Genomic DNA, 13,858 nt, shown 5'->3' with positions numbered 1-13,858 from the left:
TTTGCCGCAGAGTACTATTGGAGGATTAGCTGCATTTGCAAAAAGGAAAGATGATCTCTGATACCTCAGCGTGCTGAATGGCGAAGGAGTCCGATCAGGAACTTTTTCACTAGACTTTTTACCCAAAGGCAAATACAAAATGGAACTCATTCAGGATAATCCAGATGATGCCAAGAAAATCATAATCAAAACATCATTGGTTACACCGAAAAGTATTATTAAACAAAATTTTATATCAGGTAGCGGTTTAGTCGCCCGTTTTATACGTCAATAAATTTAAAGAAAGCGACCGTTATATAACGGTCGCTTTTTTTGCATAAAAGGAATTGGCTAACCCATCTTAATAACTTTCATAAGAAAGAAACTATTCCGATTACGGATAATAATATATTTTGATCAATTATTTTGTTTTCCTAAAAACGACTCAAGCTCTGTTACAATTCGTTTCGATTGAGTATGATGTAGATAATGAGAACCGGGCAATAAGATTAGTTTTCCCTTATCCACGCTGTTGGCTTGCTCTTGATGCAGTTCTGTCCAGCCTTTGACAGCCGAGTTTTCGTCTGCAAATAATAAAACCGGCAAATCCTTCGGGAAAGCTAGCCTTTGAGCATCTTTAAAACTATTACTCAATGATGTTGCTTCTCTGCTCAAAGTATTGTTTCCGGTCACTTTCATCGTAATCATGTGCTTTTGTTCAAAACGATGTGCTTCTGATTTATCTTTAGGTTTTTCGTCACCGAAAAACTTAAAAAATGCACGCATTACACCTGCTTTAGCTAAAAAATCCAAAGGTGCCGAATTATAACCCGGCCAAGGTTGTGTTGGCACGCTCGTATCAATACCTACAAAAGCGGTTGCTTTACCTGGATATTTATTGATGTATGCTAAGCTGTAAAGCCCAGCAATGGAATGCCCCATTAGTATAAAACGATTTAGATTTAAATGCTTCACCACTTCGTGGATTTCTTCCGCCATATTATTCAAATTGCGTTCACGATTTGTTTCACTGCTTAATCCATAACCAAAAGGTTCAATCGTGATCACTGTATATTTTTTGTCTAATTCTCTGATTAATGGTTCAAAATCCAATTTTGGACTTGCCGTTCCAAATCCGGTGAGTAATACAATCGTGTCTGCACCGTGTCCATCTATTGTCGTATTAATTGTACCGTCAAAAATTTTTATTTTTTGACCATAGTCTTCAATTTTATCCGCTTCGCTGCTTAAATTGATTTGATGATTCACGAATGTCGCAAAGAGTAGGATAGCGATTGTCACTACAATTCCGATGATTGATTTCAAGAATATTTTTGATATTCTCTTGATGAGCGAAGGACGATTTTTATCCATTTTTTTAATTTCGTTATGATTTTACAGGATTACAGCTTCAATATTTAATTGCGTAGATATTCTGTCTAGCTAAGCATGATAATAGGAATCTGATGTTTATCGAAGCCATCAGATTCGATTGTCAGATTGCCTTTATAGACACATGCAGACATATATTTGTGGATTTTGACTGCAATAGCGACAGAAGTTTTTAATTTTTTTTTCTCGATATTTCTATCCGCAAATCATCAGTCAAATGTCAACAACAAAACTGGGGTGGAATCAATATAGCCACCTCATTCATATAAGGTCCCACATTGGTGCAGGAGACCTTTCTATTTTTACTGTACTCATGTTATTCAAGAATATATTGATATTGGTTTATTAATGTTGGAACGGATGACAATAAAGGCAAAATCGCCACTTTACTCCAATTTATATTTTGGTATTTGATATAATAGAACTATTGCCCAAACCTGTAATACTGTCTGTATTATATTAATAATTCCTACAACTGGAGTTCGTGTTATAGTTAAAAGGATGAAGGGTATATATATAATTCCAAAAATCATACATACTAATAAAATATATTTTGCACCATTACTTCCTTTGCTAATCATATAACCAATTCCAAACATGAACCCCAAAATAATAATTGCAACAAAAATGGAGAAGAATGAAAAAGGTAAGTCAGGAAATAATATCATATTTACAATCCCTAGTGTCGCTGATATGTAAATTAAGTTTGCCGCTTTTTTGTGATTTTCATGAATGATAATTTTATCTTCTTCAGACTTCTTTTCAATCATCAATGTAATTCTTTCCGTATCTTCAGGAGTAAAAATCCGACCACGTGATTTCAGAATTTCGTATGCAAATTGACTTGCTTGAGGTACAAATTTATTGTCCTCTTGAAGATAATATTCTAATTCTTGGTCAGTTTTAGCTTCTAAAACTTTTCTTTTCACACTCATTATTTAACTATTGCTATTACTTTTACCTTGTTCTATTCAATTCGTTGTTACCTTGGATTCCATCAATTGCCTCAAAAACTTCATTTTGACTTATTTCATCTGACCATCCTAAATATGTTAATTCTTTTCTCACTTCATGTTCATCTTTTCCTTTGATAATGAGATAATATGCAAATTCTGTTACTTCTTGTGGTACTCGCTTAATGAGATAATTGATTAAGAATCTTGTCAAAAATAAGAATCCAAATATGAACGTTAAAAATAGTTGAATTATCCAACTTATGATAAGTCCGAAGCTTCCAATATTTAAGTCTTTTATGGTTAGTCCTTGTTGAAGTCTTATTTTCATAAATTCAAAAAAACCTATTTTTTCAAAATTGTTCTCGATTAGAATGATATAATACTCAAAAATTTGAGTACCTAAAAAAATAATCAATGTGCACAAAATAAGTATATATTTTAACTTAGTTAAATTCGTGTAATTTCCAAGTTTAATACCTTGTTTTATTGAAAATGCTAAAGCAAGACCAACTAAGAATTCAAATAAAAAAATTATGTATCTACCTGTTATTGAAATCTTAGCCAATAGGAAGGCCAAAATGATAGAAATTAAAATACCGATTACAAATACAAATATAATAGTTGGCTTTTTTACATTCTTAGGCTTAGGTAGTTCTTTTGGGATAATGTAGTTGTCCCAATTTTCTATAGATTCTTGTTCTTTTTCTAATTGTTTTAAATCTTCTCGATTATAATTTTTTTCAATATCTTGAAATACGAGCATAAATAAATGCACTCTTTTTGAATTTCGGCCATTATCCCACATTTCGCTTCCTAGGGATTCGCTTTTGATCGTTATACTCCCATAGTTATAGGAGATAATTATAGATTCTGTGTATTGTGTTATTCCTAAACTTTTTACTTTTCGTTTGGCTTCGACAGCATGTTCATCAATGTAAATGATATCCCATTCAAGTTTTTCGAAGACTTGATTCGTAATAGCAAAAAATGCTTTTTCCGAAAGACATGTTTGAAAACCTGATTCATATTTGGGTGTAAATCCAAACTTATGTTTTTTGATTATCTGTCTTTCTAATTCTTTAAGTTCTGGCGTCATTATTTTGTTTCCTTTTTAGGAATACTTAAGTTGTTTAATAATATAAGGAAGTTTTTTGCTGTTTTCTTTTTTGAACTTCGTATGGCGATTAAAGATAAATATTTTTAAGAAAACAACCACTTATTTTTTAATGAATTATGTCCCGATTATGTTGTCGATTTAGATATGAATCGTCATACAACTTATTTTAAATAGCAAAGGAATAATAATAATAATAATATTTGGGAGATATTTTTACTGTTAGCAGGAGCCGGCTGTGTCTTTGTTATTGAAAAATAGACAATAGCGAAAAACCCCAGTTTAGGTTCAGCCACTTCACCTAGCCATTTCCACCATTCACCGAGTTTTTAGTTGGTTTAGTCTAATTGCCATAGGGTAGGAACGATTTACACCCTACTTTTGAATCAACAATTAAGAACAACTAGAAACAACTGCAAAGCAGGCATCAGGGTTTGAGTTGGTGGATGTGGGGCTGATGCAACTTAAGAACAATATAACATAAAGACATTATGAAAACTATAGCAAAAACATTCGCAGCAGCAGCCTTGATCGCAGTATCAACATTCACGATGGTAGCAGGCAAACCAGTAGGAGACAACTCCAAAAAAGCAGTGGTCAATCTATCCACAGCAGACTTAGCAATTGATCATTACTTAGCAGTTATGACAGAGGGACAGTCGGCAGGAGTAGAGCAATTGTTTACAGCAGATTTTAATCAGAAAGTACATGCAGCAGAAGCTAAGATCAATAGCCGTTCAGAAGTAATTTCCTTCTTGAAAAAGCAAAAAGGCGAGCAGTTAAATTGTAAAACAAGCACAACAATTGTTGAGCAGTCCAGTGACTTCATGGTAGCAAAAGTAACCCAACAATTTGAAGGGTTTACCAAGACCGATTTAATCACCTTGGTCAGTGATGGAGGCAACTGGAAAGTATCCCAATCCATCAACACGTATAAGTAAGTTAAGTTAAATTCATATGTTTAGCAAAGGCCACATCGTGAGATGTGGCTTTTCTTTTTATAATACTCAGCTCGGCATTGAGTACAATATGTTTCTACCTATTTGTTAAGAATTTTGTTTTTCTAACCATTTTAAAATGGATTGGGTAGTTTCCTCAGGCTTTTCTTGTTGAATCCTTTAGTAAAGCTGATGAAGTAAAAGACTTGTTTAATACTGCTAGCCAAAACCGCACGATGCTGTTGCATTTAAAAGCAAAGGATTTGTTAGATAACGGTAGGGTAATGGATGCATGAAAAGTGTTACTGAAGTAGCCAAAATGCCTCTTTACTTCCAATGAGAGAGGTCTCTATTTCAATTTTCTTGCACAAATCTTTGATGTATGTCTTGTCAAATTATTAAAATTCAGTGGAATAAGTAAAGTATACTGTTTTCGTTTCTCTGTTATTAACAATGAAAATATTTTTTGATTCATATACGTCCATATTAACGGAATTATTATTCAGAAACCAACTTGGTTTTTCAGGGTAGGATAGTTTTGCAACAAAAGCGGTATATAGCTCAAATGTACTTTTCGAAAATTTCTTTGTAACCAAAATTTTCATTTCTATCGAATCCTGATGGTACGAAAATTTCCCGTAACAATTGTTGTTGTTTAGATTGTGTATTTCTTTCATATCATAGCAATCTGCACTTATAATATCCGGAAACCAAGTCTTTTGTCTTAGAGTTGCCCTATTATATTCAGCAAAATTTTTAAAAGACTGCTCAAAATTCTCCGAGCAAGACATTGTAACTATTATAAAAATAAAGAAAAAATACAATCTCATAGTTGTTCATTAAAATCTTAACAAACTTCAGCTAAAAAAAACTGAAATTAATTTTTAAAGGGCTTTTGTCAACGATAAATATAATCGATTTTGCATTAATATAAAAGGTGTGATAATCATGCCGAAAAACGTTGTAACAATAGTTTGTTTGAGGTCGGAAGATTATACTTATTTTAAGCCTTTAGTTATTTTATGTTGACATAATCACTCGGGAAGTATATTCTGTAAAATTCCTACCCTTAATTTAGGTTAAATCACCTGGGAATTTGAAAGTATATAGTTGTGGTATCAAATAACTTTTTTTGTTATATTCATATTATTACATACTTATTTTAGTACCGTGGAAAAAGAGTCAAAAATAGTATTGATTGATAAATTTTACCCAATTATAAAGCGCATCATGCCTTATGATGTTTACTGTTTCTTAGTTATCTGTGTATTATGTTTTTTAGTAGGTCAGATTGTTTTTAATCTTTTATATGTTTTTTTTGACCATCATTATATCACCTTTAATAATTTTGAGCCTTACATTTGTTCCTATATTCTTACTTGTATTATAACTGTACCTCTAGGTTTTTTGCTAACAAAACGTTACGTTTTTAAGAATTCAAATTTGACATATCGCGTACAATTATTTCGTTATTGTGTATCCGTCTCAATTAATATTCTTTTATCTTTTTGTTTTCTAAGTATAATGGTTAAATATTTTGGTTTTAATGCGATGACGTCATTTTTTTACAAGTTTTTTTTGTTCAATCTTTCTCTTTTGTTTTCTAAAAGAATTTTTCATTTATAAAGTAATTCACTTTCTGATTATTACTGGTAATATTGTTAAATGTTGATTTTTTAAGTTTTTAAGCGATTTCACCCCCTATATTTGACCATTCTCCCCCTCTCTTTATGTGTGTATATACACTATCTTGGCCTATGTAAAATTGTTCTGAGCCTTCTGAAAAAACATATGATGACTTTCAATTCTTCATTGTATTTTTTTATTAGAGCAAACTAACCAAGTTACGAAAGGATTGCATTAATTGTTAATCTTATATTATAAACTAGTCAAATATGAATAAAAAATTAATTAACAATTGTCTTGCAGTCTTCGCTGGTGTACTTGTACTCACGAATTTGACTGTTGTAGTAGATGGAAACAAAAAACCATCGCTAAAATTTCAAACGTTGGGGGCATATGCTCAAACTTCGTCTAGCTCGTCAAGTTCGTCCAGCTCTTCAAACTCATCAACTTCTTCAGAAACCTCGTCAAGTACAAATCCAAGCACTGGAACTAGTGTGCCAGCGTCTTGGGGCTCATCCAATCCATGGGGTACTGGACAAAACTATTACGACGTGGCTCTTACTATAACCGCAGGAACTGTCTATTATGATGAATCAACGGACGGTGGAGCATCTTGGAAGTTTGATCTAAAATTATTTGGTCAAGGAGCTAGTGTGTCTGCACCGGTGCGAAACGGTACAAAATTAACAAGGACTATTACTATCACTTCAGCAGTTACCGGATTGAAAGCTTGCGAAGCAGGTGGAACAGGTCGCTGTGATTATAAACCAATTGGGAGTTACATCGTAGGATCAGGATCTTAAATCTTAATTTAAATATTACAATTTATTAACTATTTATGTATATCTTTTCGTATTTATTCATCAGACATTTTTGTTCATTAAGCATAGTATTTTTATCATTTTTTTGCCTGTCATGTGATAATGGTCATTCCGAAAAAATAAGCTTTGACCGCTCGGACGCTGCAAAAAGTATTGCTATTGATCCTATTAAAGTTTACGCCACTTCAAAAATTAATAACGGTTCTGAGATAGATTTTATGAAATTGAATTGCGATACATCATTGATGTTCTCTTCGATTTCAAAATTTCAACCGATTGATAAATCGAGGTTTTTAATCGTCGATAAAACTAATAATAAGATCTATGTCTCTGATGATAGTGGAAAATTATACACAAAAATTGGTGAAAGAGGGAGCGCATTAGGTCAATACACTACAGTTACTGATGTAGAGTACGATATGAATACCGATCTAATTTATGTATTTTCCTTACCCGAAAGAAAAATGTTGACTTACACGACTGAAGGAAAGTTCGTTGATGAGAAATTTTCAGCATTTGATTTTCTGACATTTACAAAAAGGTCCAATGGATATCTAGTCTATGGTGCATTTGAAAGCAACATTGAAAATCCATACTTAAATAGAAATAAAAAGAACAATTCAAATTTGATTTTTATTTCCGACGACCTGAGTAGAATTCTTGCAGGATACATCAACTCTGGAAATTTTTATGATAGAATGAATAATAACGATAATTTTCTCCAAGTAAAAACAGATCTCAGCTATTTTCATTACGGCTATAATGATACAATATATTGCATTGATAAAAGTCGTATTTACCCTGTATATAATATCGATTTTGGAAAGTATCAGTTTCCTTACGAAAAGGCCTCGGTATTTAATAATAGGAAGGCTTACGATCTTCTGTATTTTAAAGATGAAGATCCCTATTATGGAATTACAGCTAAGTTAAGTATTGGCAATGAAATTGTATATATGGAGTATGGCCCACTTAAGCCAAGCAGAAATCTAGGATCCAACAGCGTGCTTTACTTCCGTAAAAATGGAAATTTAAAACATATTCCTTCGCAATTAGAGCAAATTCCATTACATATCAACAGGGTCTTAACTATATATGATGATAAAGTATATTTTGAAATCATCCCTCGTCTACTTTCTAAAGTCAATATTGATTCTCTTAATGCTGAATTTAATTTGAACATATCTCAGGAATCACATCCACTTATTTTATCTGTAAATGAAAAAGATCTTATGTAGTAGCCGAAGTAAGCTAGTTATTCTTTTAGTTTCTGTAATCATTGCATCTATATTCGGCTACAGTTACGGTCTTCATCGTTCAAATTCAGAGGAAAAGATGCTTCTTGCAGACTCTATGTCTATGCTGTACGACAATATCATTTTTCAACAAGTAATGAAACCACACATCTCCAAAAAAGATTCTGTATATATTGGACTTTACTTAGGGAATTCTAACTGTAAAAATTGCAGTATTTCTGATTTTGAGTATTTTAAATCAATTGTTTCATCTGAGCATGTTTTGTATTTCGTTGATGAAGCTACACCTGATTATCTATATAATGATATGAAAGGAAGTCGTGTGCGATCCATAAATAATAGTCCAATATTTAAAACAAGTAACTCATTAGTTTTTTTGGTGATAGGTGATAACTATTTGTATCCTTTCTCTATCGATCATGATCGACTCAAAAAAACCGAAGAATATCTAGCCCTTTTAAATGAAATTGTTAAATGAAAATTAAAGCTTTGAACAAACTATTTTTTCAACTACGTTTCACAGTAGTCTATTCATGGATCGCAATTTTTGCATTGGAACTTTCAGCGCAGGAGCTTAAAACGCTAAGAATAGATCCAAGCAGTGCATTGTCTGAAGGGATAAAGGCAGCGCAATATTTAGACGAAGTTGAATATATTCCTTTAGAAACCACGCAGGAATCAACGATTGGTGGAATAGATAAAATGGAAGTCACTGACCGGTATATTATTATAACTGATTATTGGATTAAAAAATGTGTATTCATTTTCTTGCTAGATGGATCTTTCGTTGGTAAAGTAAAGATCGAAGGATCAATGCGCGATCCTCAAGTTTTTTGGGACGATGAGCAGGGTGCATTGTGTCTTTTTAAGGATGGTATTCGAAATTATTATACTATCGAAGGAAAGGCTATATCAGTAATAGATAGCGGGAATAGAAATTTTAATGTTTATTTAGGAGGAAACAATTATGCATCAGTACAATATAATGTTAGCCATGTAGCATTCCCAGATACTGTAAATCATGAAGTGAAATTATTTCAGGGTACCCATATTTTAAAAGAATATTTGCCATATAACCAGAAGTTTAGTCCCATTCATGCCTATGATTGGATTTCGTTTAAAGACAGTCGCAAGGTTTTTGAAAGTGGCTCTAAATATGTATATCGATTTGTTCGCCCTTTTGACTACGGAATATATGTACTGAAAGATACAATCTTTTATAAAGAATTTGAAGTAATCTTGCCATTTGATCGAACATTTCCGGAATCGCTATTGTCTGATCATTCGACATATGAGGTTCGGAATAAACGCCAATATTTTTTAGACTACCCGGCAGCTGTTCAACAGATATCATCACCGTTTCGTTTGAATAATGTTCTTTTCTTTCGTTTGTTATCGACTGGTGCTCAGTGGTTATCAGCAGATGCATTTATGTACAATCTTAAGACTGGAACTTTAATAGGTTTCGGAAGCATGATGGGCGATTCATTGACTTATCATCTACCGCTCACGGATAATGGAAAAGAATCAGTTCTTTTTTTAAATAGAAATTTTTATACTTCCGACGGACATAGTGTATATACAGCCATACCTGCGATCTATATCATAAACGAAATGCGAGATTTAAAAAATAAGAATATTTCGTATCCAAAGTCATTACTGAATTTGCGTGATAGAAACAAGCGGACAGATAACCATGTCATTGTTCGTATTAAACCTAAAGAAAATTTTTAGAGTTTTTATGAGAAGTATCGTTATAACAATTCTTATATTCTTTATGTTGCTAACTTTTGATTCTTTAGGCCAAGAGCTTAATGTGATAAATTATCAAGGTAAGGTGGTCAATGCCGAAACAGGGGCACCAATTTCCTCCGTTTCTGTTGCGATGTATTTAAGAGTGGATTCATCTTTAATAAGTTATCAACTAACCAACAATGGTGGTAGGTACCTATTTAATCACGTTAAAGACGCCTCCAATTCCTATCTGATGTTGAGTCATGTGGGTTTTATAACTAAAACCTTAAACATAGATCGAAGTGGACTTTTGAGCGAAAACGAAATTCCTACGATCAAAATGTCGCCCAAAACCATTCAGATGGATGAAGTGGAAGTATTTATTCCTCCGGTCAGGCTCAATGGTGATACTCTAGAATTTAATGCAGATGCTTTTCGGCTGGATCCCAATGCAGTTGTTGACGATCTATTACGGAAATTACCGGGAGTTACAATTTGGGGAGATGGTAAAATTACAGTTAATGGTCGAGAGATTACAAGGCTATTGGTTGATGGTAAAGTATTTTTTGGAGGCGATACAAAGACAGCAGTTCAAAATTTACCAAAAAATATAGTAGATAAAATCCAGGTGTACAACGATAAAAGTTCGAAATCTAGTGTACAGGATTCGTTGCTCCATATGAATATCAAGCTTAAGAAAGGTAAGAACTATGGTGTTTTTGGGAAACTGGGTGGTGGTGCAGGAAGTAATAAAAGATTTATAGCTGATGGTGTGGTGAGTGGTTTTAATCAAAAAACACAGATAAGCTTAGGTGGAGCTATTAATAACACCAATCAATCGGCTCATGATATGGCCAGCCTGATTAAAAACACCTCATTTAAAGGCGTAAGTGCCGTTAATGAATATCAGCCGAATTTTGATATCAGTGGCCTTTACACCTCTAAGATGTTTGGGGGTAAGTTTTCTAACGATGTCCTATTTAAGTCGGATCGTGATTATAAACGCATCGGAGGAGAATTCTACAGCAAGAATAGAAGTGGTGTTGTTTCTAATATGACAAACCGAGAATATAATCTGGAAAGTAGAAGTCTCCTTGAGTCAAGTAACTATCAAGACAACCTGACTGAAACCATTAAGAATGGCCTCTTGACATATCGATCTAGAAATGAAATTAGAACTATAGAAGGTGATTTGTCATTGACAACCAATCAGAGTCATTTAAGTCATCTTGGAGAACGCACTACCTCTGAGAATATGGATGTTCAACTGACTTCACAAAAAGAAGTAGCTAAAGAGTCCGAAGATTCAAAGAAAATGGAAGTGAAATTTTATATTGATCAATCAAATTTCAGTGTCCGTTATCAAGGGTTTATCAATAAAAGTTTAAAAGATAAATTATATACAAGTGATAACAAACTTGACAATTCTTCATCCAAAGGATTATGGAATTTTAATCGAAATTACGATAGCAATTTTGATAATCGGGAGCATAAGTTGGATTTAAGTTATGATGTTAAGCATATATTTTTAGGGAACAGTGATAAGTATCGGGATTGGAATATAAATCTGAGAACTAACTCCATTATAAAAATCGATGAGGGGAATGTAGTCGTAAAAGATTACGATACAGAAACAGCTGCATACAAGTCAAATATATATCTAACGAATCAATTTATTGACCGTAGTTATGATAATCGTCCTAATCTTGTTATATCACGATATTTTCGCAAGGAATATCCAAATCGCTACGATAAAACTTTGCTTACTCAAGTGGAGATCAGGGGACAATTATTAATACAGGATACCGGCAGTGATAAAGAAAGGCAGCGTTATAACTTAAAAAAGGCCAATTTCATTCCAAAAGCTGAGATCACCTACATTGATCGCCAATTTGGTAATAGTGAAACCATTGTATCGTTAAAGTACGATAGTTGGACTAATTTATCAAGTTTTGATCAACGGGCATCACTTTTGGATAGTGCTCATTTGTATGCTTTGCGTCTAGGTAACCCGCATCTGACACCCAGTAATACCAAAGAGTTTAATATTTCATATGACTTTTCGAGCAGACATAACCGACATTTGGTGGATAACTTTTATATTTCAGCAAAGAAAAGTTATATATCCAATGCATTTAACGACAGCATTAATTTTGATTCAAATGGTAGGGGTATTTATCAGACAGTAAATATCCATGAAGGGGGTGAAAATCTATCTATTTCTTTAAATAGTAGAAAAGCATTTAAACATCTCGATCATCAATTTCAACTCCAATTGAAAGCTAATTACATGCTAAGTACAATGCCAAAGATTATCAATGAAACAAAAGCGCTTTCTTCCTCCACCATCTATGGAGGAGATCTTTCGCTACTCTATACCCACAAAGATTGGCTGATGATCCAGTTGGAGCATAGTCTAACAAATTATGGTTCGAAATTTTCTTCTAACACCTTTACATCAGGTACCCAAAGGAGCGCTTTAAATTTTAGCGTTAACTTTTTAAAACGACTGACATTTCAGAATGATCTCTCATACAATACGAACGATTTCCAAATGGGGGACAATAATTTTGTTAGATGGAACTCCACCTTTATCCTTCGTCTGTTCAAGAGTAATCAAGGTGAATTCAAATTATCATTATTCGATGTTTTAAAACAAAATAGGAGCGTTGTAAGTTTCAGCGACGCTTATGGTGTGACTACGGGATACACCAATGCTTTACAACAGTATATTATGGTAGGTTTTTCTTACTATCCCAGAATTTTTGCTAAATAAGAAATTTATGAAAAACAAAATCCCAGATTCGTTTCGTAGTGGTTTATATATAATGTTGAATAATCGAATATTTATCATCTGTGAAACACATATTGAGTATTTAATTAAGAATGATCAATCACTATTTTATGACCAGAAATAAACATAAGTTTACAATTTTGATTTGTGCAGTTTTCTTCTGCTACTATAGCTTCCATAATAAGTATCCCATTTTGACTATCCATACAGGTGATTACATGGAGAGCGGTATAAATGCTTTACAAAGCTTTAATAAATCTTTTTACGGGACGTTTATTATCCACACTTCCTGGTTATGGTCTCTTTGGTTGGTCGTATTTGCTCAAGCCTTGTTTTTAAGCGCTTCGTTATACTCTACTTTCATTAGTATACCTTCTCAGACCAATTCTGGCAATCGACTTCCAGTTTTTATCGCATTTTGTTTGTTCTCAACGTTTTTTACTGTAGGTTCTTATTCTGTAAGCTCCATAAGTAAGGAAGTATTTACCGCTATCCTTGTAATTTTAAGTATTAATGTAATAATTAAAGAACATCTTACAAAGAAAAGCTATATTATGTATTTATTACTATCTGTAATTTGCATATTTATAGATCTTCATAATTTTTCATTTTTTGCCTTAGCGAACTGTTTTTTAATAGCACGATTGTTAAAGCGTACGAGTTTATCATATTTCCGTGTTCCAATTGTAGCAACCCTTTTTATTTTACTTTATTGCTTATTTAATTATTTAATTTCCTTAAGGTTATTGCAACTTTCCCCTTTAACATTTAGCCAGCTCATCCGAAAAACTTATTTATTGTTTTGTATTGAAGAAACACAATTTGATCATGTAGGTCATCATACAAAAACCTTTAATATGTTAGGCGCTTGGTATAATTGGGAAGTGCGGGAATTTATGCTTTCTAGACAATATCAAAGTTGGTTTAATCTTTATTATCTTGGGCGTAGTCAATCTATTGTAAATATTTTATGCCTTCTGATTTATTCAATATTGCTCTTTCCAAGGTTTAAAATACTTTCATATGAAAAGGTTACAATTTCTTTTGTCCTATTAGCTATTTTCTTGAACCTCATTTTGACGCCTGCGAATTATACAAATTCATTCGTTGTCATAGGCATTTCTTGGTTAATTCCTATTCCTCTGTTTTTTATACTGTTTCGAAAATGTTCTCTTTACACCAATTAATACCTGATAATGAAAAATAGTAGACTTATAAATAAACACTTTCCGATATTATTATTTGTAG

Annotated in this window: 11 protein-coding genes; 8 read left to right on the top strand and 3 right to left on the bottom strand. The window is 32.8% G+C overall.

Annotated features, from left to right (window positions below; translation table 11 throughout):
- Nucleotides 1–70: 70 nt before the first annotated feature.
- A complete protein-coding gene (locus tag WH188_RS26375; protein WP_445265594.1) occupies nt 71–274 on the top strand; it encodes a glycoside hydrolase family 97 C-terminal domain-containing protein in 204 nt (67 codons plus the stop codon).
- Between the two features lie 122 nt (nt 275–396).
- Here WH188_RS26375 and WH188_RS25695 read toward each other — a convergent pair whose 3' ends face one another.
- The 3 genes from WH188_RS25695 to WH188_RS25685 all read right to left on the bottom strand — a co-directional run bounded on the left by WH188_RS25695 (nt 397) and on the right by WH188_RS25685 (nt 3,423).
- Nucleotides 397–1,353: an alpha/beta fold hydrolase gene (locus WH188_RS25695; RefSeq protein ID WP_339424821.1), complete on the bottom strand. Its 957-nt coding sequence runs from the start codon at nt 1,351–1,353 to the stop codon at nt 397–399.
- A 404-nt stretch (nt 1,354–1,757) separates the two neighbouring features.
- Nucleotides 1,758–2,300: a hypothetical protein gene (locus WH188_RS25690; RefSeq protein WP_339424820.1), complete on the bottom strand. Its 543-nt coding sequence runs from the start codon at nt 2,298–2,300 to the stop codon at nt 1,758–1,760.
- Between the two features lie 28 nt (nt 2,301–2,328).
- Nucleotides 2,329–3,423 (bottom strand): hypothetical protein, encoded by a 1,095-nt coding sequence (locus WH188_RS25685; protein ID WP_339424819.1) that lies wholly within the window; start codon nt 3,421–3,423, stop codon nt 2,329–2,331.
- A gap of 509 nt (nt 3,424–3,932) precedes the next feature.
- Between WH188_RS25685 and WH188_RS25680 the strand changes: the two genes are divergently transcribed.
- The 7 genes from WH188_RS25680 to WH188_RS25650 all read left to right on the top strand — a co-directional run bounded on the left by WH188_RS25680 (nt 3,933) and on the right by WH188_RS25650 (nt 13,797).
- Complete coding sequence (locus WH188_RS25680; RefSeq protein ID WP_339424818.1) at nt 3,933–4,382, top strand: nuclear transport factor 2 family protein; 450 nt, start codon at nt 3,933–3,935, stop codon at nt 4,380–4,382.
- A gap of 1,892 nt (nt 4,383–6,274) precedes the next feature.
- On the top strand, nt 6,275–6,808 hold the full coding sequence (locus WH188_RS25675) for a hypothetical protein (protein WP_339424817.1): 534 nt from the start codon (nt 6,275–6,277) through the stop codon (nt 6,806–6,808).
- 35 nt (nt 6,809–6,843) lie between these two features.
- Entirely contained in the window at nt 6,844–8,064 is a 1,221-nt protein-coding gene (locus WH188_RS25670) for a 6-bladed beta-propeller (RefSeq protein WP_339424816.1), read from the top strand.
- Nucleotides 8,045–8,560, top strand: a complete 516-nt coding sequence (locus WH188_RS25665; RefSeq protein WP_339424815.1) for a hypothetical protein — start codon at nt 8,045–8,047, stop codon at nt 8,558–8,560. Before WH188_RS25670 ends, WH188_RS25665 begins: the two co-directional genes overlap by 20 nt.
- Entirely contained in the window at nt 8,557–9,816 is a 1,260-nt protein-coding gene (locus tag WH188_RS25660) for a 6-bladed beta-propeller (RefSeq protein WP_339424814.1), read from the top strand. Before WH188_RS25665 ends, WH188_RS25660 begins: the two co-directional genes overlap by 4 nt.
- Nucleotides 9,817–9,823: 7 nt before the next feature.
- Nucleotides 9,824–12,592 carry a hypothetical protein gene (locus tag WH188_RS25655; RefSeq protein WP_339424813.1) on the top strand — a complete coding sequence of 923 codons (2,769 nt, stop codon included), beginning with the start codon at nt 9,824–9,826 and terminating at the stop codon, nt 12,590–12,592.
- 236 nt (nt 12,593–12,828) lie between these two features.
- Nucleotides 12,829–13,797 (top strand): hypothetical protein, encoded by a 969-nt coding sequence (locus WH188_RS25650; RefSeq protein WP_339424812.1) that lies wholly within the window; start codon nt 12,829–12,831, stop codon nt 13,795–13,797.
- Nucleotides 13,798–13,858: the final 61 nt, after the last annotated feature.

The sequence above is a fragment of the Sphingobacterium sp. MYb388 genome, assembly GCF_037479535.1.
Classification (GTDB): Bacteria; Bacteroidota; Bacteroidia; order Sphingobacteriales; family Sphingobacteriaceae; genus Sphingobacterium; species Sphingobacterium anhuiense.
Note: the sequence above shows the minus strand (reverse complement) of the source record. Positions and strands in the feature narration are given on the sequence as shown.